Source organism: Nocardia sp. NPDC058480, from assembly GCF_042720495.1.
Classification (GTDB): domain Bacteria; phylum Actinomycetota; class Actinomycetes; order Mycobacteriales; family Mycobacteriaceae; genus Nocardia.
This window is the reverse complement of sequence record NZ_JBHXMN010000026.1, coordinates 22,183-41,399: the sequence shown is the minus strand read 5'-3', so window position 1 is coordinate 41,399 and position 19,217 is coordinate 22,183. Positions and strand designations below refer to the sequence as shown.

Genomic DNA, 19,217 nt, shown 5'->3' with positions numbered 1-19,217 from the left:
CGCCTTCGGCGTAGCGCTTTCGAGCCCTGATCGGCGACCCGGCCGCGGACCGGCCACTTCGTGGCCGCCGCTCCCCAGGGGTCGCGGGTGCGGGGTGGGGAGTGCGGTCATGGCGGTCTTGGGGTGGGCGGTGTGGCTGGTAGTGCGGTAGGGACTTTCTGGGGTGTGTGGTGTGGCTGGTAGTGCGGTAGGGACTTCTGGGGTGTGGGTTTCGCCCTATTAGAAGCTGTGTTCGGGGCCTGGGAAGGTGCCCTGGCGGACTTCGGCGGCGTAAGTGGCTGCGGCGGTGCGGAGCTCGTCGCCGACGTTGCCGAAGCGTTTGACGAACTTGGCGGTCTTGCCGCTGGTGTAGCCGGCCATGTCCTGCCAGACCAGCACCTGGGCGTCGCAGTCGGCACCGGCGCCGATGCCGACGGTGGGGATGGTCAGCTTGCGGGTCACCTGGCCCGCGATGTCGGCGGGGACCATTTCCATGACCACCGAGAACGCACCGGCTTCCTGCACGGCGATCGCGTCGGCGACCAGCTGATCGGCACCGTCGCCGCGGCCCTGGACCCGGAAACCACCGAGGGTGTTCACGCTCTGCGGGGTGAACCCGATGTGGGCCATCACGGGGATGCCCGCGGAGGTGATCAGCGCGATCTGCTCGGCGACACGTTCGCCGCCCTCGAGCTTCACCGCGTGCGCGCCGCCCTCCTTCATGAAGCGGATGGCGGTCGCGAGGGCCTGCTGCGGCGAGGACTCGTAGGTCCCGAACGGCAGATCGGCGACCACCAGCGCGTGCGGTGCGCCGCGAACGACACCGCGCACGAGCGGGATGAGTTCGTCGATGGTGATCGGCACGGTGGTGTCGTAGCCGTAGACGACATTGGCGGCGGAATCGCCGACCAGGAGCACGGGGATACCGGCTTCCTCGAACAGTCGGGCGGACGAGTAGTCATAGGCCGTCAGCATCGACCAGCGCTCGCCGTCGACCTTCATCTGCTGTAGATGCTGGACGCGGGTCTTGCGGCGTGGTTTGGCTTCGGCGGGAGTGGCACCGTAGGCAGGACTCTGCTCATCGGATACGGACATCATCGTCCCTTTCGTCTGGTTCCTCGAGGCCCATACCGGGTCCCCGGGCGTTTCTGACGATCCCAGTGTGCCACCTGCGCCCGCGCGGGTTTAAGGCCCGGCGCAGGTGTGATCGGTCACATCGTCGATTCGGCTACCGTGATGCGAGCCCATTCGGGCGCAGGTGTGCGCCGCAGGGCGCGGAAAGGTGGGCCAACTGTGCAGCGAGGCCGGCTCGTCGTGCTCCTCGGCGCTGTCTCTGCGTTGATCGTCACCGGCTGCGGCATCGGTGAGGAGAGCGCACCGCGCGCTGAACTGCCCCCGCCACCGCCGGGCCTGAGCACCTTCTACGACCAGCAGATCGGCTGGGGTTCGTGCGAGGGCTATGGCAGCCCGGAGGACCGGCTGCCGCCCAAAACCGAATGCGCGCGGATCACCGTGCCGATCGATTACGCGCGCCCGGACGGCCCGACCGCCCAGATCGCGCTCTCGCGGATCCCGGCCACCGGTGAGAAGGTCGGCTCGCTGCTGATGAACCCGGGTGGACCCGGTGTCTCCGGCCTGTCGATGATCACCGTCGGCAACCGCACCGAACTGGCGGAGAAGTTCGATCGGGTCGGGTTCGATCCGCGCGGTGTCGGCTCCTCGCTGCCCGCGATCGTCTGCCTGACCCCGCAGCAGGCCGACGCCGAACGCGCGGAGGTGCCCACCGACAACACCCCGGCCGGCATCGCCGAGGCCGAGGCCGACAACCGCGAATACGCCGACCGCTGCGCCCAGCGCTCGGGTGTCGACCTGCTCGGACATGTCGGCACTCGCGAGGTGATCCAGGATATGGATGTCATGCGGGCGGTCCTGGGTGACGCGAAGCTGAGCTACCTCGGCTACTCCTACGGCACCCGCCTCGGCTCGGCGTACGCGGAGAAATACCCGCAGAACGTGCGCGCTCTCGTCCTCGACGGAGCCGTCGACTCCTCCCAGGACCCGGTCCAGGAGTCGTTGCGTCAAGCAGCGGGCTTCCAAGGTGTGTTCAACGCCTACGCCACCGACTGCGCGAAGAACGCCGACTGCCCGCTCGGCACCGACCCAGCCCAGGCCGTGGCCCGCTTCCGCGAGCTGGTCGGCCCACTGGAGAAGACCCCGGCGTCGACCGCCGACCCGCGCGGCCTCAGCTACAACGACGCGATCACCGGCGTCCAGCAGGCCCTCTACAGCGACGACCTGTGGCAGATCCTCACCCAGGGCCTGTCGGAACTGCGCGGCGGAAACGGCGACACCCTGCTGCAACTGGCCGATATGTACGACGGTCGCCGCCAAGACGGCACCTACGCCAACACCCAGGACGCCTTCAACGCGATCCGCTGCGTCGACGATCCGCGCATCACCGATCCCGCGGTGACCGGTCGTCAGGACTCCGAATACCGCAAGGCGGCCCCGTTCCTCGACGACGGCAAGGGCACCGGCGCCGCCCCGCTGGAACTGTGCGCCGCCTGGCCGGTGCCCAACACCAGCACCCCGCATCGTGTCTCGGCCCCTGGACTACCGCCCACTGTCGTTGTCTCCACCACCGACGACCCGGCCACGCCGTATCAGGCCGGTGTCGACCTGGCTGCACAGCTCGGCGCCGACCTGATCACTTTCCGTGGCAATCGGCACACCGCCGCTCTCGTCGCGGGCGATCAGTGCCTCGATGCCGCGGTGATCAACTACCTCGTCGATCTCGCCACGCCCGCTCCCGGTCTCACATGCTGAGAGCCACATCTCCTCTCCGCGCCCCGTTGTGGCCGGTGAGATGTGCGAACGATGTGACGTGATCGCAAACCCGTCTGCGTATGTAACACGGATTTAACGCCGGGTGCTTACGCTCGCCGGTATGGATCGCCAGAAGGAATTCGTGCTGCGGACGCTCGAAGAGCGGGATATCCGTTTCGTCCGTCTCTGGTTCACCGATGTGCTGGGCTACCTCAAGTCCGTGGCCATCGCGCCCGCCGAGCTCGAAGGCGCCTTCGAGGAGGGCATCGGCTTCGACGGTTCGGCCATCGAAGGCTTCGCGCGCGTGTCCGAGGCGGACATGGTCGCCCGGCCCGATCCGTCGACCTTCCAGGTGCTGCCCTGGGCCAGTTCCAAGGGCCACCAGCACTCGGCGCGGATGTTCTGCGACATCACCATGCCCGACGGTTCGCCGTCCTGGGCCGACCCGCGCCACGTCCTGCGCCGTCAGCTGAACAAGGCCGCCGACGCGGGCTTCAGCTGCTACGTGCACCCCGAAATCGAGTTCTTCCTGCTGAAGAACCAGCTCAAGGACGGCTACGAGCCCACCCCCGCCGACAATGGCGGCTTCTTCGACCAGGCCGTGCACGATTCGGCACCGAACTTCCGCCGCCACGCCATCGACTCGCTCGAATCGATGGGCATCTCGGTCGAGTTCAGCCACCACGAGGGCGCCCCCGGCCAGCAGGAGATCGACCTGCGCTACGCCGACGCGCTCTCGATGGCCGACAACGTGATGACCTTCCGCTACCTGATCAAAGAGGTCGCGATCGACGAGGGCGTGCGCGCGACGTTCATGCCCAAGCCGTTCTCGCAGTACCCCGGCTCGGCCATGCACACCCACATGAGCCTGTTCGAGGGTGAGAACAACGCCTTCGCCGATCCCGACGATCCGAACAACCTCTCCGGCACCGCGCGCTCGTTCATCGCGGGCATCCTCGAGCACGCCCCCGAGATCAGCGCGATCACCAACCAGTGGGTCAACTCCTACAAGCGCCTGATCCACGGCGGCGAAGCTCCGACCGCGGCGTCCTGGGGCCGGTCCAACCGGTCGGCGCTGGTGCGGGTGCCGATGTACACCCCGAACAAGTCGTCCTCGCGTCGCGTCGAGATCCGCAGCCCAGACTCGGCCTGCAACCCGTACCTGACCTTCGCGGTGCTGCTGGCCGCCGGTCTGCGCGGCATCGAAAAGGGCTACAACCTGCCGCCCGAGGCCGAAGACGACGTGTGGTCGCTGACCGACGCCGAGCGCCGCGCCATGGGCTTCCGCACCCTGCCCGGCACCCTCGACGAGGCCCTACAGGCGATGGAGCGCTCGGAGCTGGTCGCCGAAACCCTCGGCGAACATGTCTTCGACTTCTTCCTGCGCAACAAGCGCCGCGAATGGGCCGACTACCGCTCGCAGGTCACCCCCTGGGAACTGAAGGAATACCTGAGTCTCTAAGCGATCCTGGCGGTTTTCGGCCGCCTTGATCTGGACTGACCAGAGGGTGCGACGAAGGAGTGCCCGCCGGGAGGGAAGATCGAGGCTTCCAGGCCGAAAACCCGCGGCGCCAGCCGCTAGGATTGCAGCTATGGTCCGGCCTCCGACTGCCCGCTCCGCTGTTCCCGGCGTCGGCCGGCTCGGTTTACTCGAACCGGCAGCGGCAGCTTCACTGCGCCAGCTCGGCTGGGACAACGTCGACGGGGTGCCCGTGCTCTGGGCACTGTCGCGTTCGCCTGATGCCGATCTCGCCTTGTGCACGCTCGTGCGGCTGCGCGAATCTCTCGAAGACGATTGGCCCGAACTGGATTCGGCGATCCGTTCCGATACCACGTTGCGCGGCAGGCTGTTCGGCTTGCTGGGGTCGTCGACGGCGTTCGGTGACCATCTCGTGGCTGTCCCGGCCTCGTGGAAAGTGCTGCGCCAGAACGAACTTCCCCGCCGTGCCGAGCTGATCGCCGATCTGCTCGACGCCGTCGACGCGGCACCGGAGACCGGACCCAACGCCGGGCCGATGCTGTTCCGCGCCGATGTCGCCGGTCCAGAGGCAGTCGCGTTGCTGCGCAGCAGGTATCGCGATCAGCTGATGCTGCTGGCCGCGGTCGACCTCGCCTCCACGGTCGAGAACGAACCGGTCCCGCCGTATCTGGTGGTCGGCAAACACCTGTCGGATCTGGCCGATGCCGCGCTCACCGCGGCCCTGGCGGTCGCGGTGGCCAGGGTGTGCAAGAACGGCCCGGTGCCGGTGCGCCTCGCGGTGATCGCGATGGGCAAATGTGGTGCGCGAGAACTGAATTACGTCAGCGATGTCGACGTGGTGTTCGTCGCCGAACCCGCCGACGCGACCGCGACCCGGCTGGCCGCGGAGATGATGAGCGTCGCCAGCGCGGCCTTCTTCGAGGTAGACGCCGCACTGCGCCCCGAAGGCAAAGCGGGCGCCTTGGTGCGTACCCTCGACTCCCACCTCGCCTATTACAAGCGGTGGGCGCGCACCTGGGAGTTCCAGGCGCTGTTGAAGAACCGGCCGATGACCGGCGATCTGGAACTCGGAAAGCAATACCGCGACGCGCTGATGCCGATGGTCTGGACCGCCTCGGAACGCCCCGACTTCGTGGCCGACGTCCAGGCCATGCGCCGCCGGGTCGAGGACCTGGTCCCCGCCGACCTGCGCGAACGCGAACTCAAGCTCGGTGCGGGCAGCCTGCGCGATGTCGAATTCGCGGTGCAGCTCCTGCAATTGGTGCACGGCCGGGTCGACGACGCGCTGCATGTCACCAACACCGTCGAGGCGCTCTCCGCCCTCGCAGCGCGCGGCTATGTCGGCCGCGAGGACGCCGCCAACCTCACCGCCTCCTACGAATTCCTGCGCCTGCTCGAACACCGCCTGCAATTGCAGCGGCTCAAGCGCACCCACACCCTGCCCGCCGCCGACGACGAGGAGGGCATGCGCTGGCTGGCTCGCGCCGCCCACATCCGTCCCGACGGCCGCCAGGACGCCGTCGGCGTGCTCGACACCGACATCCGCCGCAACGCCGTGCGGGTGCGGCGCCTGCACGCGAAGCTGTTCTACCGCCCGCTGTTGGACGCGGTCGCCCGGATGGACTCCGACGCGCTGCGCCTGAGCCCCGACGCCGCCGTCCGCCAGCTCGCCGCCCTCGGCTACGGCGCACCGGCCAATGCGCTCGGCCACCTCAAAGCACTCACCGGTGGCGTCTCGCGCAAGGGCCGCATCCAGGCACTGCTGCTGCCGACGCTGCTCGAATGGCTCGGTGACACACCGAATCCCGACGCGGGCCTGCTCGCGTACCGGCGGGTGTCGGAGGGCCTCGACGACCAGATCTGGTTCCTGCGTGAACTGCGTGACGAGGGCGCCGTCGCCCAGCGCCTGATGATCGTGCTCGGCTCCTCGGAGTACCTGCCCGACCTGCTGATCAACGCGCCCGACACCATCCGCATGTACGCCGACGGACCCGGTGGCCCGCAGCTGCTCAGTACCAACCCCGAAGACGTCGCCCGCGGCATGCAGACCGCGGCCGCCCGCTATGGCGATCCGAAACGCGCTGTCGCGGCGGCACGTTCACTGCGCCGCCACGAACTCGCCCGGGTCGCCTCGGCCGACGTGCTCGGCATGCTCGACGTCCCGCAGGTGTGCGCGGCGCTCTCGTCGGTCTGGGTCGCGGTGCTCGAGGCGGCATTGAGCGCGGTCATCCGCGCCTCGGAGGCCGAACGCGGTGGACCGGCGCCCGCCGACTTCGCGGTGATCGGCATGGGCAGGCTCGGCGGCATGGAACTGGGCTACGGCTCCGACGCCGACGTGCTGTTCGTCTGCGATCCGCGCCCCGGCGAGGACGAGGCCACCGCCGTGAAGTGGGCGAACGGGATCGCCGAGCAGGTCCAGCGACTGCTCGGCGCACCGAGTGTGGACCCGCCGTTGCAGGTGGACGCGGGCCTGCGCCCCGAGGGCCGTAGCGGGCCGCTGGTTCGCACGCTGGCCGCTTATCAGGCCTACTACGCGCAATGGGCCCAGCCATGGGAGGTGCAGGCGCTGCTGCGCGCACACCAGGTGGCAGGCGACCAGGATCTCGGCGTGCGCTTCCTGCACGTCATCGACCCGATCCGCTACCCGACCGGTGGGGTCTCGGAGGAATCGGTCCGCGAGATCCGCCGCATCAAGGCACGCGTCGACGCCGAACGCCTCCCGCGCGGCGCCAACCCGTCCACCCACACCAAACTGGGGCGCGGCGGTCTGGCCGACATCGAATGGACCGTCCAGCTGCTGCAGTTGCGCCACGCGCACGAGGTTCCCGCGCTGCACAACACCTCAACGCTGCAGGCACTCGACGTGATCGAGGCCGAAGGCATCCTCGAACCCGAGGATGTCGCGCTGCTGCGTGAATCGTGGATCACCGCCACCGCCGCCCGCAACGCCCTTGTCCTGGTCAAGGGAAAACCGACCGACCAACTCCCCGGCCCCGGCCAACTGCTGTCGGCGGTCGCCCGGGTAGCGGGCTGGCCCAACGACGACGGCAGCGAATTCCTTGATACGTATATGCGCATCACCCGTCGCGCGAAGGCGGTCGTCGAGCGCGTGTTCGGCGGCGAGTGAGGACATGACAGCGCGGACATGAAAAAACCCCGCACCACAGGTGCGGGGCATTTTCAGTTCACGCCGAAATCAGATGGCGCGGACGTCCTGGGCCTGCGGGCCCTTCTGGCCCTGGCCGACCTCGAACTCCACCCGCTGTCCCTCTTCGAGGGACTTGAAGCCCGAGCCGCCGATAGCCGAGTAGTGAACGAAGACGTCGGGGCCGCCTCCGTCTTGGGCGATGAAGCCGAAGCCCTTTTCGCCGTTGAACCACTTGACGGTGCCTTGAGTCATGTTTTAAAAGTCTTTTCCGTAGGTGAGCCATGGCGATCACTTGCGATCAGCCCAGTCTCAGCAACCCAGTATGCCATACTCGCCAGCAAACCGCGCCTAGCAGTTTGTCGCATCGCAGTCTGGGCGGAGTCTGTCAGGGGAAACCGGCGTGTCGCGTCGGCGGGCAACCCCGCCTGCGCTCCCTTTTCACATCGCGTCGCGGACTGTGTCACTGTGGGCGGTATGGGTGAGATGAACGAGGGGCGCGGCGGGCACGTCGACCTGGCCATGCGAGTGCTCGACGCGCATGTGGCGTTCACCAAGCAGCAGTTGCGCGAGCCTGCCGGATTCCTCGAGTTCGTCACCGAGGAGGTCGACGGCGCGCTCGACGAAGCCGCGGTGCTGACCCTCGCCGACGCCGTGACCCGCGAGCAGATCAAGGCGGTCGCGCACAAGTTCGCCGTGCAGGTTCCGGTCGAAGGGGCGATTCCCGAACTCGTCGGTGAGATCGCCACCCGGCTGTACAACCATCGCGCCAACGACGAGATCGAGGTCGGCGAGCTCGTCGACAACCGCCGCTTCGACGAGCTGGTCGACGCCGTCGCCGATCTGGACCTCACCCACCGCCTGGTGCGGCTGGTGCTCAACAGCCCGGTGACCGTCGACGCGTGCGTCGAGGCGGTCCAGCGCGCGGTGGTCACCGCGGTCGACGACGGCTTGCACCCCGACGGGGGCGGGCTGGCCCGAACGCTGCGCGGCGCGCTGTCGCGGTTGGCCGAACCCGCGATGCCCGCGATCGAGAGCGGCGTCGGCAGACTCACCCGCACCGGCGCGCGATTCGTGTTGCGCGGCAACAGCAGTGATGCCGACGAGGTACTACTCGACAGTGCCCGCGAGACCTGGCGCAAGCACACCGGCGACGCGGTCGGCTCGTACCGTGATCTGGTCTCGGCCAACGATGTCGAAGACATCGTTGTGCTCGTCTTCGAATTCTGGCGCACCTTCCGCGATACCGATTACTTCCATGCCCTGCTCGACGAGGGCGTCGACCACGTCTTCGACAAATACGGCGACACCCCCCTTGCCGAATTGCTGGCTGAGCTGGGCGTCGGGCGCGCGGACATGATCGAAGAGGCGCTGCGTTTCGGCCCGCCGGTCCTCGAAACACTCGACGAGCGTGGTTATCTCGACACCGTGCTACGCCGCAGGCTGGCTCCGTTCTATGCCTCGGACGCCTTCCGGGCCGCTGTGTCCGGGACGGGCTGAGCGCACCAGTTCCGTTCGGCCGCTGGCATGTCGGGATGTGTCGGTACGATCCGTGCAACGATGGGGCGCTTGTCCGCCACCGGATCTCGATCGAAAGGCTGCCGTGACACGTCTGTCCACCCTGCTCGACCAGATCGACTCCGGTGCTGTGCTACTGCCCGAGTTCCAGCGTGGTTACGTGTGGAACCGCGACCAGGTACGTGGACTCATGCGGTCGCTGTACCTCGGGTATCCGGTCGGTGGGTTGCTGGTGTGGGAGACCGGGTCCGAGGAGATCGCGGTGCGCGGGTCGACGACGGGCTCGGGGCTGCGGCAGTTGCTGCTCGACGGGCAGCAGCGCATCACCACCCTGTACGGAATCGTGCGCGGGACGGCGCCGTCGTTCTTCGAGGGCGACGAGATCGCGTTCACCGGCCTGCATTTCGATGTCGAGCGTGAGCTTTTCGAATTCCAGGTGCCCGGTCGCGATACCGCGCCCGCCTGGATCGACATCACCGAGCTGTTCGCTCAGGGCCCGATGCACTACCTGTCCAGGTTCCCGGACGAGTCGCCGGAAACCCTTGCCCTCTATCTCGATCGGCTGAACAAGGTTCGCGAGGTCACCAACCGCGAGTTCAATGTCGAGACCATCACCGGGTCCGATCGCACGGTCGACGAGGTGGTCGACATCTTCAACCGGGTCAACTCCGGCGGCACCAAACTCTCCAAGGGTGACCTCGCGCTGGCCACCCTGTGCGCGCAGTGGCCGCAGGCCAGGGGCAACCTGCGCGACCACCTGATCCGCTGGGACAAGGACGGCTACACCTTCACCCTGGACTGGTTGCTGCGCAACGTGATCGCGGTCGGCAACGGGCGCGCGCACTTCGACGCGCTCGGCGATCTGGCGCCCGCGGAATTCGAACAGGCGCTGGTGGACACCACCAGACAGGTCGACACCTTCCTCGACACCGTGGCGGGCAGACTCGGTCTCGATCACGACCGGGTTCTGATGGGGCGCTACGCGATTCCGGTGATCACCCGGTTGCTGTTCCTCAACGGCGGCCGTTTCGACGACGATCTGCACCGCGACCGGGCGCTGTACTGGTACGTGCATTCGGCACTGTGGGGTCGGTTCAGTGGCTCCACCGAGACCTTCCTGCAGCAGGACTACGACACCCTCGAACGCGGCGGCATCAACGCGCTGATCGGCTCACTGGAACGGCTGCGCGGCGGCTCGCTCGACCTGTGCGCCGACGATTTCGCCGGCGCCACCCGCGGCTCCCGGTTCTATCCGCTGCTGTATCTGCTCACGCGCGTCGACGGTTCGCGCGATCTCGGCAGCGGCTCGGAACTGGGCATCGAGCAGTTCGGTGAGCGCACGCCGGTGCAGGTGCACTACCTGTTCCCGAAAACCCTGCTGCGCGACGCCGGTTACGAACGCAACGAGATCAACGCGATCGCCAACTTCTGCTTCCTCAGCCCCGGTTCGGAGGCCGAACTCGGTGAGCGCGAGCCCGCCGACTACTTCGCCGAGGTGGAGCGCCGCAACCCGGGTGTGCTCGCCTCACAGTGGATTCCGACCGACCCGTCGCTGTGGCGGGTGGAGAACTATCGCGAGTTCCTGCGGGCGCGCCGCAAACTGCTCTCCGCCTCGGCCGATGCCTTCCTCGAGAAGCTGCGCACCGGCAAGCTGCACCGCCCCACCCTGCTGACGGTGGGTGTCGCCGGGGTGACCGTCGGCGATCCCGCGGTGGACCAGGTGAACGCGCTCGTCGACGACCTCATCGCCGATGGCTTCGGCTTCCCGCTGCTCGACAGTGAGGTCTCCGACCCGGTCACCGGCCGCGAACTCGCTGTCGCCGAAGCATTTTGGCCTGAGGGCCTGCAACCGGGCGTCGGCATGCCGGTGGTGCTCGTACTCGAACCGTCCAATGCCGACCTCACCCGCTTCGCTCAACTGGGCTACGCGGTGTTCACCTCCGTCGACGCCCTGCGCGGCTACGTCGACAACCTACGGGTGGAGGCCTCGGGTGACACCGGCGTCGACGGCCCGGCCGGCGAACTGGCCGCACTGGCCGACCGCTTGCCCGCCACCTGGGTCGGCAACTCCGAACAGGTCTGGTTCCGCTTCGCCTGGAACCAGCTGGAGCGCGACCGCGCCGACGGCCCCGACGCGCTGCTCGGCCCCGAACAGCTCGCCCTGCGCTACATCGCGCTGTGGGCACTCACCCGCACCTTCTACATCCACGCTTTCGACCAGGGCAACCCCGGCGAATGGCGCTACTACCTCGGCGACGCCATCGGCCCGAGCCCCCTGGTCCCGCGGGCCTGGCTGGCCCAGCGCGCCGTCGAATCCGGTGCGCTGGCCCCCGGCATGCCGCCCGGTGACGAAGACATCGCGATCGCCCTCGTCCACGGCGTCATCGAGACGGTCGACGAGGTCGCCACCGCGCTGTCCCACATCCTCGGCGGTCCCGGTCTGTTCGCCTCGCTGTGGGCGTCGGCGGGCGCGGCCGAACACTACGGCTACCCGCTGTCCGCCGACCAGGTCAACGACCTCATCAACCAGGTGGTCAACGACCCCGAGTCCCGAAAGATCCAGGCCTACAACTGGATCGAGGCAGGTCTGCCGCTCTAGGGTGTGCCGGTCGCACGCTGGAAGGTCGTGACGAAGTCGGTCAGTGCGGTGCGGTCCTCGGGGTCGGCCGGCCGGTAACCGCGATCGGCTTCGACGGTGATCGCGGTGCCGGCGCGCACGGGCAGCTCGTCCCAGCAGACCGGGAGTACCGGTAGCTGCACGGTGCGCTCGCCGACGGTCATGGTGATCGCCGAGGTGTATTTGTTCGCGACGGTCATCAGCTCCTCGACCGCCTGCTCGGTGAGCGGTCCCGCGGCATTGAATTCCTCGATGTACACGGCGGCAGTGTAGGCCTCAGAGAACCTTCAAGACACTCACAAGGGATCAGAAAGTGGGGCCACTTAGGGTGGCCGCATGATGCGTAAATGGGTGGAACGAGCGTTGCTCGTCCTGGGGTGGGGCGCGGTGGTCGCGGCGGTGGTCGGGATCGTGTTGCACGTCGTGGACTGGCGCCAGAAGTCGATGGTGTTGTTGGCGTCGGGGGCGATGTGGTTGATGCTCGGCGCGGTCGTGGGGCTGGTGCTGATGCTCCTCGCGCGAGGATGGCGCAGCTCGGGGGCAGCGGTGCTGGTGCTGGCCGGTGCCGCGTGGTTGGTGGTGCCGTCCTACATTCCGGAGGCCAGGGCCGCCGAAGGGCCGGAACTGGTGGTGATGCAGTCGAATATCCTGTTCGGCCAGGCCGACCCGGTCGCGGTGGTCGGTGCGGTGCGTGACAACAACGTCGACGTGCTCACCGTCGAGGAATTGACCATCGACTCGATCGTCGGTTTGCGCGGTGCGGGGCTGGAAGAGCGACTGCCGTACTCCTATCTGGAACCCGCCGCGTCGGGCGGTGGCGGCACCGGCATCTACAGCCGATACCCGCTGCGCGACACCAAGAAATACGACGGCTTCATCATGAGCAATATCTCCGCGACCATGGAACACCCGCAGCGTGGCCCGATGCCGGTGTTCGCGTTCCATCCGATCCCGCCGAACATCGACTTCGCCGCCTGGTCGGCGGAGATGCGCGCGGTCGACGAGATCCTGGCCGCGACCAGCGCGCCCGCGATCGTCGGCGCGGATTTCAATGCGACACACGACCATTCGGCCTACCGGGCACTGCTCGACGGTGCCTTCGCCTCGGCCGCGGACCAGACCGGCGACGGCGTCCTGCTCACCTACCCGGCGGACCGTCGGTGGGGACCGGTGATCGGGATCGATCACATCCTCGTCGCAGGTGGGGTGGCAGAACAGATCCGTACCCTCACCATTCCCGGCTCCGACCATCGCGCGGTGCTGGCAACGATCCGAATGGACCTGTGACAGCGGTCGTTTACCATGTGAGCGCTCGATAGCGGACCGTTAGGCGTCCGCGTCATTTTTTCCGGGGAGGACAGCGCATGAGAAGACATCGGTTCGGCGCGACCATGGCAGCTTTGGTGAGTATCGGCATGCTCGTATCCGGTTGCGGCGCGACAACAGTCGCGAGCGACCAGGCGCAGCCGATGATGGACAACCCGTGGGAGGTGGCGGGCGCGGCGTCGTCCACCGGTCCGAGCGGGTCGCGTCCCGGTGTGCCCGACACAGACAAGAAGGCGGAGAACGGCGACAACGGCAAGATCGACAAACTCGCCCTCAACGCCCTCGCCGATATCGAAGAGTATTGGCAGACCGAGTATTCGAAGACTTTCCGCGGCAACTTCAAGCCCGCCTCGAAGGTCATCTCGTGGTCGGCGCGAGCCAGCGAAGCGGAATCGGTGCAGTTCTGCAAGAGCAGCACCTACAAGCTGGTCAATGCCGCCTACTGCCCGCTCGATCACACCATCGGCTGGGACCGCACCGTCCTGCTGCCGCTGCTGGTCGACAAGTACAAGGAGATGTCGGTGGTGATGGTGCTGGCCCACGAATACGGGCACGCCATCCAGTCCCAGGCCGACCTGCTGCGCGGGTTCCTCACCGATGCGCTGGTCAAGGAACAGCAGGCCGACTGCCTGGCCGGTGTGTTCCTTCGCCATGTGGCAGAAGGCAATTCGAAGCACTTCACGCTCAACACCACCGACGGGCTCAACGGCGTGCTCGGCGCGACCGTCGCCGTGCGTGACCGCGACCCCAATGATCCCGACGCCGTGCACGGTTCGGCGTTCGAACGGGTCACCGCGGTGCAGATGGGTTACACCCAGGGTGCCAAGTCCTGCAAGGACATCAACGAGGACGAGATCGAGAAGCGTCGCGCCGGTCTGCCCGTCACCTTCGAAGAGGGGGAACGCGACGAGCAGCTGCCGGTGAACAAGGAGACGCTGACCACCCTGGCCGCCCAGCTGGGCAAGTCGATGCCGGTGAAGAACGCGCCGAAGTTCGACTACGCCGGTGTCACCCGCAACTGCTCGTCGACGACCACCACCGAGCCGGTCTCCTACTGCCCGGGCTCGAACACCATCGGCACCGACATCCCCGCCATGGCCAAGCGTGCCGGTGAGGGTGCGAGCACCAAGGAGGAGCCGCTGTCGGCGGTCGTCACCGGCGATTACAACGCCGCGGCGGTCTTCGTGTCCCGCTATGCCCTCGCGGTGCAGCAGGATCGCAAGCTGTCACTGTCGGGTGCCGATTCCGCGGGCCTGCGCACCGCGTGCCTGACGGGCGTGCTCACCACGAAACTCAGTGAGCCGAGCAGTGATCCGCGCCTGTCGGCCGGTGACCTAGACGAGGCGGTCTCCGGCCTGCTCGCCGACGGCCTCGCGGCCGCCGACGTCAACGGCAAGGTGGTGCCGAGCGGGTATCAGCGACTGGAGGCGTTCCGCACCGGCGTCCTCAGCGGCGAACAGGCCTGCCTCAACCAGTTCAAGTAACTCAGTGAGAAGCGGGCAGTGACCGCAGGGAGCTGAGGGTGTTCGCCACCGCGCGGGCAGCCTCGGCTCCCTTTGTCACGAAGTGGTTGGTGTAGTAGTCCACGTGCTCGCTGTGCTCGTGGAAGTGGTGCGGGGTGAGCACTACCGAGAACACCGGCACATCGGTGTCGAGCTGCACCCGCATCAGGCCGTCGATCACCGCGGAAGCGACGAAGTCGTGGCGGTAGATGCCGCCGTCGACGACCAGGGCCGCGGCGACGATCGCCTCGTAGCGGCCGGTGCGGGCCAGGCGCTGGGCATGCAGCGGGATCTCGAAGGCGCCCGGGACGTCGAACACCTCGACGATCTCGGGGGCGAACCCGAAGCCGGTGTATTCGGCGAGGAAGCCCTCGTGCGCCTTGGTGACGATGGAGCTGTGCCAGCTCGCGCGGATGAAGGCAACAGCGCCGGAAGACGTGGTCATGGGTCGTTAGTCTACTAGTGCCACCCGCCCGAGAATTTACTGATCGGTAACATGGGTCGACAGCCAGTCGGTGACATCGCCGAGCACCTGCGCACCCTCGGGTTCGTTGAACACCTCGTGGTAGAGCCCCGGGTAGCGCAGCACCGTCACGTCGGTCGAGCCCGCGTCGCGTTCGAGCAGATCGGCGCTCGACGGCGACGCGATCACGTCGGCGGTGCCGTGCAGCACCAGCAGTGGCGCGGTGAGCGCGCCGAGGCGCCGTTTCACCAGCGCGGTGTGTTCCAGGATCTCCACCGCGGTGCGCGCGGGCAGCTTGCCGCGGAAGACCAGCGGGTCGTCGTCATAGGCGCGTACCACCTCGGGATCGCGGCTGATCGTGGACGAATCCAAGGTCAGCACACCGAGATTCGGTGCGAACCGGGTGAGCAGGGGAGCGGCGAGGCGCTGGATCGGGTTGCCGAGCGGGATATCGAGGGGCGGCGCGGACACGATCACGCCCGCCACGTCGACCGGCCCGCGGGTCGCCAGGTGCAGGACCGCCAGGCTGCCCATCGAATGTCCGAGCAGGAACCGGGGGATACCGGGATGGGCGGCGCCCGCGAGCTCGAGCAGAGTCGCGACATTGTCGGCGGCGCCCTGCATCGAACCGATATTGGCCGCCGGCCCCTCGGACAGACCGTGCCCGATGTGGTCGAGCGCGTAGACCGCGAAGCCCGCGTCTGCCAGGGCGGCGCCGACGTGTTCGTAACGGCCCGAATGTTCGGCGACGCCGTGCACCAGCACCACCACCGCGCGCGGCGCCGTCTCGGGTTGCCATGCGCGCCAGGCGATCTTGCCGCCGTGGCCCGCGAACTCGCCGGTGTCGGTCGTCATCGTGGCGCTCCTCCTGCTTCGGGCGCCGCGGCGAGCCGCTCGATGAGACGCCGGTTGAACTCGATCAGCCGAGCGTAGTTGAGCCGCGAGATCCGCTCGTCGGTTCCGTGGATCCGTTCCAGATCCGCCGAGGTCAACACGATCGGCGCGAAGTTGCAGCGGGTCACGGCCAAGCCGTCGTAGTGGCGTGAATCGGTGGCGCCGGGCACGATCCCGGTGGTGGTCACGATCCCGGGTACCACGCCAGAGGCGAGCTCGGCGACCAGGTCGAACGCCGGGCCTGGTTCGTTGAACCGGGAGGGCTCAGACGCCGGTCCGACGAGGTCGATCGCCACGCCGAGATCGCGGATCACCCGGGTGCAGTGCGCCAGGACCGCCGCTACCGAATCGCCGGGCAGGATACGGAAATTCACCAGCGCCTCGGCGCTCTGCGGGAGCACATTGGCCTTTACGCCGCCACTGATCACCGTCGGCGCGGTGGTGGTGCGGACGAGGGCCTCGGTGGTCGGGCCCGCCGCCATGATCCGGGCCAAGAGCGGCCCGGCCAGTGTGGCCAGCCCGCGTGAGCTGGCGAGCTCGAGCAGTCTGCGTCGTGGTTCGGGCAGCGACTCCCGCATGCGGGCGAGCATGTCGCTGATCACTGGAGTCAGCCGCAGCGGCATCGGATTGTCCTGCACTCGCGCGACCGCGCGTGCCAGCCGCCCCACCGCGGTCTGCTTGCCCGGCATCGAGGAGTGACCACCGGCCTCGGTGACCGAAAGCCGTACCGTCGCATAGCCCTTCTCGCCGAGCATGATGCTGGCCACCGGCCGGTCGACCCCGTCGGCGACGCCCTCGGTGATCACCCCGCCCTCGTCGAGCAGCAGCTCCGCGCGCACGTCCTGGTCGCGCAGATGCTGGGCCATCCGGACCGCGCCGCCGTCGCCGAAGACCTCTTCGTCGTGACCGAAGGCCAGGAACATGGTGTGGCGCGGGCGAATCCCGGCTGCCACTGCCGATTCGACCGCTTCCAGGACGGCGAGCATGCGGCTCTTGTCGTCGATCGCGCCACGACCCCAGATGAATTCGTCATCGACGACACCGGCGAACGGGGGATGGGTCCAGCGTTGTGCGTCGTCGACCGGAACCACGTCCTGGTGGGCGAGCAGGATCGCCGACACCGTGCCCGGTTCGACGCCGTCCCAGCGGTAGAGCCTGCTGTGGCCGAAGCTCGTCAATGCCAGTTCGGCATGCGCGAGCGGGAACGAGGTCTCGAGGTGGGTGGCCAGGCGCGCGAACTCCGCGTCGGCGGTGTGCGCGGGATCTTCCGTCGACACCGTCGCGCACTGCAACGCGACGGCCAGCCGCCGCGCGACCTCGTCGTCGACGCCCTCGGTGACGGGGGACGGGGCCGGGTTCTCGGTGATCGGGCGCATCTGTGTCATTGTGGCCCGTGGGGAGGTCCTTCGCCCACCGAAGGCGCCCGAAACGCCGGGATCGTGGCACGGTGTGATGCGGTCAGACGCCCCAGCGGCGCGCCATCTAAGCTGGCATCATGGCAGGAGGCAAGGGCGGCAAGCCGTCGAAGGAAGCCAGGGCCGCGGCTAAAGCGGCCCGCAAGCAGGCATCACGCGAGCGTCGTCAGCAGTTGTGGCAGGCGTTCAACATGCAGCGCAAGGAAGACAAGGCGCTGCTGCCGCTGATGATCGGCGCACTGGTCGGCACCACGGTGGTTTTCTTCCTCATCGGGCTGATCTTCGACATGCAGTGGTTCCTGCTGCCGCTGGGTCTGCTGCTGGGTGTGCTGCTGGCATTCATCCTGTTCGGGCGCCGCGTGCAGAAGAACGTGTACCGCAAGGCCGAGGGTCAGGCGGGCGCCGCGGCGTGGGTACTGGAGAACCTGCAGGGCAAGTGGCGGGTCGCCAACGGCGTCGCCGCGACCACTCAGCTCGACGCCGTGCACCGCGTCATCGGCCTGCCCGGGGTGATCTTCGTCGCCGAGGGTTCGCCGCAGCGGGTCAAGTCGCTTATCGCGCAGGAGAAGAAGCGCACCGCCCGCCTGGTCGGTGACACCCCCATCTACGAAGTGATCGTCGGCAACGAGGAAGGCCAGACTCCGCTCAAGGAGCTGCAGAAATACCTCACCAAGCTGCCGCGCAACATCGACGTCAAGCGGATCGACCAGATCGAGGGCAGGCTCACGGCCCTCAGTTCGCGCAGTGGTCCCGCGATGCCGAAGGGTCCGATGCCCCCCGGCGCGAAGATGAAAGGCATGCAGCGCGCGATCCGTCGCCGCTGACCTACTCCCGTCACGAGCCCGTCACCTCACCAGGTGACGGGCTCGCGGCGTTTCAGGCGTCGGTCGAGCGGCCGGTCAGCAGCCACAGCACGCGGTCATAGGCCAGCAGCTGATAGCCGACGAGAACCGCCGCCGAGATCAGCGCCAATCGCGGTAGGGCCGCGGCCCACAGCGCCGCGGCGCCGCCGAACAGCACCGCGAACTCGACGCCGAGTCGCACCGGACCCGGCACCGGCACCGGTGCGCCGCCGCTGCGACTCGGGTCATCGGGTACCGCGAACGTTCCCCACAGCAGCGCCGCCGCGACCGGCAGCACGACGACGAGCAGATATCGCCAGGGGGAATCGAAGGCACGCCAGCCGAACACCCCGAACGAGGTGATGGCGATCAATTCGAGCAGGAAACGCACGGCCAGCAAGGCCGGATTCAGTGACACGGCCTGATCGTATGGCCGCGCGCCATCATGGGCAGGCCCAATGGACGCGGGCGCAGCGTTCCTCAGCCGCGCATGCGGAGGTACGCCGGATCGCTCAGCGGGCGTTGACCAGTGAGGTCCCGGTGGCCCGGTCGTGCATGCCGCGCCCGTCGGCATCGGTGAACAGCGCGGGCACGACGAACACCAGCAGCACCTGCCTGGCCAGCGCGCGCACGAACCCGACGGCCACGGGTGCGTCGATGCGCAGCACCCGCAGCTTCATGAAGTACTGGCCCGGGGTGAACCCGAACAGCGTCACCGCGGCCACGCCGACCACGAACCACACCAGCAGCGGCACCGATGACGACACGAAGCTGCGAGTGATCACCGCCGCGATCCCGACCGCGATGAACCAGTCGAGGAACAGCGCGACGACGCGGCGCCAGGTGGGGGCGAGGGAGCCCGCCCCAACGCGGGGCAACCCGTACAGTTCACCGGGGTAGCCGGAGATGTCCGAGTCGCCGGGTTCGCCCGGGGATCCGGAGAGCCATGTGCCGGTAATACGCGCCATGGCTCCCAGGATAGTGGCGCGCGATCGGTCGCCCACGACCGCATTAATGGAGGTCACGTCAGCGCGTGATCGCGCGGATGGCAGGATTAGCGTGAAGGTCGCGCCCGGATGGCTGACATCACCCCCGCATCCGGTTCGCGTAACACTGGCGAAACACAGCCTTGACTGTTGGGAAACACCGCGTCCTTAGCGTCAGGTCGCGACGAACCCCTTCGTTGCGACTTCTCGCAGGTCGCTCGAAA

Annotated in this window: 16 protein-coding genes; 8 read left to right on the top strand and 8 right to left on the bottom strand. The window is 67.8% G+C overall.

The window, feature by feature from the left end; all coding sequences use genetic code 11:
* Positions 1–219: 219 nt before the first annotated feature.
* On the bottom strand, positions 220–1,074 hold the full coding sequence (gene panB / locus ACFWO8_RS32500) for a 3-methyl-2-oxobutanoate hydroxymethyltransferase (protein ID WP_378974059.1): 855 nt from the start codon (positions 1,072–1,074) through the stop codon (positions 220–222).
* 141 nt (positions 1,075–1,215) lie between these two features.
* On the opposite strand from panB, the gene ACFWO8_RS32495 reads away from it, so the two are divergent.
* The 3 genes from ACFWO8_RS32495 to ACFWO8_RS32485 all read left to right on the top strand — a co-directional run bounded on the left by ACFWO8_RS32495 (position 1,216) and on the right by ACFWO8_RS32485 (position 7,412).
* The gene (locus ACFWO8_RS32495) at positions 1,216–2,805 is read left to right on the top strand and encodes an alpha/beta hydrolase (protein WP_378974055.1); all 1,590 of its coding nucleotides are present in this window, start codon (positions 1,216–1,218) and stop codon (positions 2,803–2,805) included.
* 121 nt (positions 2,806–2,926) lie between these two features.
* Complete coding sequence (glnA, locus tag ACFWO8_RS32490) at positions 2,927–4,267, top strand: type I glutamate--ammonia ligase (RefSeq protein WP_378974051.1); 1,341 nt, start codon at positions 2,927–2,929, stop codon at positions 4,265–4,267.
* A gap of 130 nt (positions 4,268–4,397) precedes the next feature.
* Positions 4,398–7,412 carry a bifunctional [glutamine synthetase] adenylyltransferase/[glutamine synthetase]-adenylyl-L-tyrosine phosphorylase gene (locus ACFWO8_RS32485; protein ID WP_378974044.1) on the top strand — a complete coding sequence of 1,005 codons (3,015 nt, stop codon included), beginning with the start codon at positions 4,398–4,400 and terminating at the stop codon, positions 7,410–7,412.
* A 69-nt stretch (positions 7,413–7,481) separates the two neighbouring features.
* Here the strand turns inward: ACFWO8_RS32485 and ACFWO8_RS32480 are convergent, their stop codons facing one another.
* Positions 7,482–7,685, bottom strand: coding sequence for a cold-shock protein (locus ACFWO8_RS32480; protein WP_056821080.1), 204 nt, complete (start codon positions 7,683–7,685; stop codon positions 7,482–7,484).
* Between the two features lie 222 nt (positions 7,686–7,907).
* On the opposite strand from ACFWO8_RS32480, the gene ACFWO8_RS32475 reads away from it, so the two are divergent.
* A complete protein-coding gene (locus tag ACFWO8_RS32475; protein ID WP_378974033.1) occupies positions 7,908–8,930 on the top strand; it encodes a hypothetical protein in 1,023 nt (340 codons plus the stop codon).
* 103 nt (positions 8,931–9,033) lie between these two features.
* The gene (locus ACFWO8_RS32470) at positions 9,034–11,547 is read left to right on the top strand and encodes a DUF262 domain-containing protein (protein ID WP_378974030.1); all 2,514 of its coding nucleotides are present in this window, start codon (positions 9,034–9,036) and stop codon (positions 11,545–11,547) included.
* On the opposite strand, the gene ACFWO8_RS32465 is transcribed toward ACFWO8_RS32470, so the two are convergent.
* The gene (locus ACFWO8_RS32465; protein WP_378974027.1) at positions 11,544–11,825 is read right to left on the bottom strand and encodes a hypothetical protein; all 282 of its coding nucleotides are present in this window, start codon (positions 11,823–11,825) and stop codon (positions 11,544–11,546) included. The genes ACFWO8_RS32470 and ACFWO8_RS32465 overlap by 4 nt on opposite strands.
* Before the next feature lie 76 nt (positions 11,826–11,901).
* Between ACFWO8_RS32465 and ACFWO8_RS32460 the strand changes: the two genes are divergently transcribed.
* Both ACFWO8_RS32460 and ACFWO8_RS32455 read left to right on the top strand, forming a co-directional pair.
* Positions 11,902–12,852, top strand: coding sequence for an endonuclease/exonuclease/phosphatase family protein (locus tag ACFWO8_RS32460; protein WP_378974023.1), 951 nt, complete (start codon positions 11,902–11,904; stop codon positions 12,850–12,852).
* 77 nt (positions 12,853–12,929) lie between these two features.
* Positions 12,930–14,375, top strand: a complete 1,446-nt coding sequence (locus tag ACFWO8_RS32455; RefSeq protein ID WP_378974016.1) for a neutral zinc metallopeptidase — start codon at positions 12,930–12,932, stop codon at positions 14,373–14,375.
* Between the two features lies 1 nt (position 14,376).
* On the opposite strand, the gene ACFWO8_RS32450 is transcribed toward ACFWO8_RS32455, so the two are convergent.
* The 3 genes from ACFWO8_RS32450 to ACFWO8_RS32440 are packed head-to-tail and all read right to left on the bottom strand — an operon-like array spanning position 14,377 to position 17,126.
* Positions 14,377–14,838, bottom strand: coding sequence for a 6,7-dimethyl-8-ribityllumazine synthase (locus tag ACFWO8_RS32450; RefSeq protein WP_378974010.1), 462 nt, complete (start codon positions 14,836–14,838; stop codon positions 14,377–14,379).
* 36 nt (positions 14,839–14,874) lie between these two features.
* Positions 14,875–15,711, bottom strand: coding sequence for an alpha/beta hydrolase (locus ACFWO8_RS32445; protein WP_378974006.1), 837 nt, complete (start codon positions 15,709–15,711; stop codon positions 14,875–14,877).
* On the bottom strand, positions 15,708–17,126 hold the full coding sequence (locus tag ACFWO8_RS32440) for a M20/M25/M40 family metallo-hydrolase (RefSeq protein ID WP_378974002.1): 1,419 nt from the start codon (positions 17,124–17,126) through the stop codon (positions 15,708–15,710). The genes ACFWO8_RS32445 and ACFWO8_RS32440 overlap by 4 nt, the downstream gene beginning before the upstream one ends.
* A gap of 119 nt (positions 17,127–17,245) precedes the next feature.
* On the opposite strand from ACFWO8_RS32440, the gene ACFWO8_RS32435 reads away from it, so the two are divergent.
* The gene (locus ACFWO8_RS32435) at positions 17,246–17,989 is read left to right on the top strand and encodes a DUF4191 domain-containing protein (RefSeq protein WP_378919322.1); all 744 of its coding nucleotides are present in this window, start codon (positions 17,246–17,248) and stop codon (positions 17,987–17,989) included.
* Between the two features lie 52 nt (positions 17,990–18,041).
* On the opposite strand, the gene ACFWO8_RS32430 is transcribed toward ACFWO8_RS32435, so the two are convergent.
* Both ACFWO8_RS32430 and ACFWO8_RS32425 read right to left on the bottom strand, forming a co-directional pair.
* On the bottom strand, positions 18,042–18,425 hold the full coding sequence (locus ACFWO8_RS32430; protein ID WP_378973996.1) for a YrdB family protein: 384 nt from the start codon (positions 18,423–18,425) through the stop codon (positions 18,042–18,044).
* 94 nt (positions 18,426–18,519) lie between these two features.
* Positions 18,520–18,975: an RDD family protein gene (locus tag ACFWO8_RS32425; protein ID WP_378973993.1), complete on the bottom strand. Its 456-nt coding sequence runs from the start codon at positions 18,973–18,975 to the stop codon at positions 18,520–18,522.
* Positions 18,976–19,217: the final 242 nt, after the last annotated feature.

Excerpts from the sequence above, each read along its gene's own strand:
- panB (WP_378974059.1), bottom strand. The coding sequence starts at position 1,074 with ATGTCCGTATCCGATGAGCAGAGTCCTGCCTACGGTGCCACTCCCGCC.
- ACFWO8_RS32495 (WP_378974055.1), top strand. The coding sequence starts at position 1,216 with ATGCGAGCCCATTCGGGCGCAGGTGTGCGCCGCAGGGCGCGGAAAGGT.
- glnA (WP_378974051.1), top strand. The coding sequence starts at position 2,927 with ATGGATCGCCAGAAGGAATTCGTGCTGCGGACGCTCGAAGAGCGGGAT.
- ACFWO8_RS32485 (WP_378974044.1), top strand. The coding sequence starts at position 4,398 with ATGGTCCGGCCTCCGACTGCCCGCTCCGCTGTTCCCGGCGTCGGCCGG.
- ACFWO8_RS32480 (WP_056821080.1), bottom strand. The coding sequence starts at position 7,685 with ATGACTCAAGGCACCGTCAAGTGGTTCAACGGCGAAAAGGGCTTCGGC.
- ACFWO8_RS32475 (WP_378974033.1), top strand. The coding sequence starts at position 7,908 with ATGGGTGAGATGAACGAGGGGCGCGGCGGGCACGTCGACCTGGCCATG.
- ACFWO8_RS32460 (WP_378974023.1), top strand. The coding sequence starts at position 11,902 with ATGATGCGTAAATGGGTGGAACGAGCGTTGCTCGTCCTGGGGTGGGGC.
- ACFWO8_RS32455 (WP_378974016.1), top strand. The coding sequence starts at position 12,930 with ATGAGAAGACATCGGTTCGGCGCGACCATGGCAGCTTTGGTGAGTATC.
- ACFWO8_RS32450 (WP_378974010.1), bottom strand. The coding sequence starts at position 14,838 with ATGACCACGTCTTCCGGCGCTGTTGCCTTCATCCGCGCGAGCTGGCAC.
- ACFWO8_RS32445 (WP_378974006.1), bottom strand. The coding sequence starts at position 15,711 with ATGACGACCGACACCGGCGAGTTCGCGGGCCACGGCGGCAAGATCGCC.
- ACFWO8_RS32440 (WP_378974002.1), bottom strand. The coding sequence starts at position 17,126 with ATGCGCCCGATCACCGAGAACCCGGCCCCGTCCCCCGTCACCGAGGGC.
- ACFWO8_RS32435 (WP_378919322.1), top strand. The coding sequence starts at position 17,246 with ATGGCAGGAGGCAAGGGCGGCAAGCCGTCGAAGGAAGCCAGGGCCGCG.
- ACFWO8_RS32425 (WP_378973993.1), bottom strand. The coding sequence starts at position 18,975 with ATGGCGCGTATTACCGGCACATGGCTCTCCGGATCCCCGGGCGAACCC.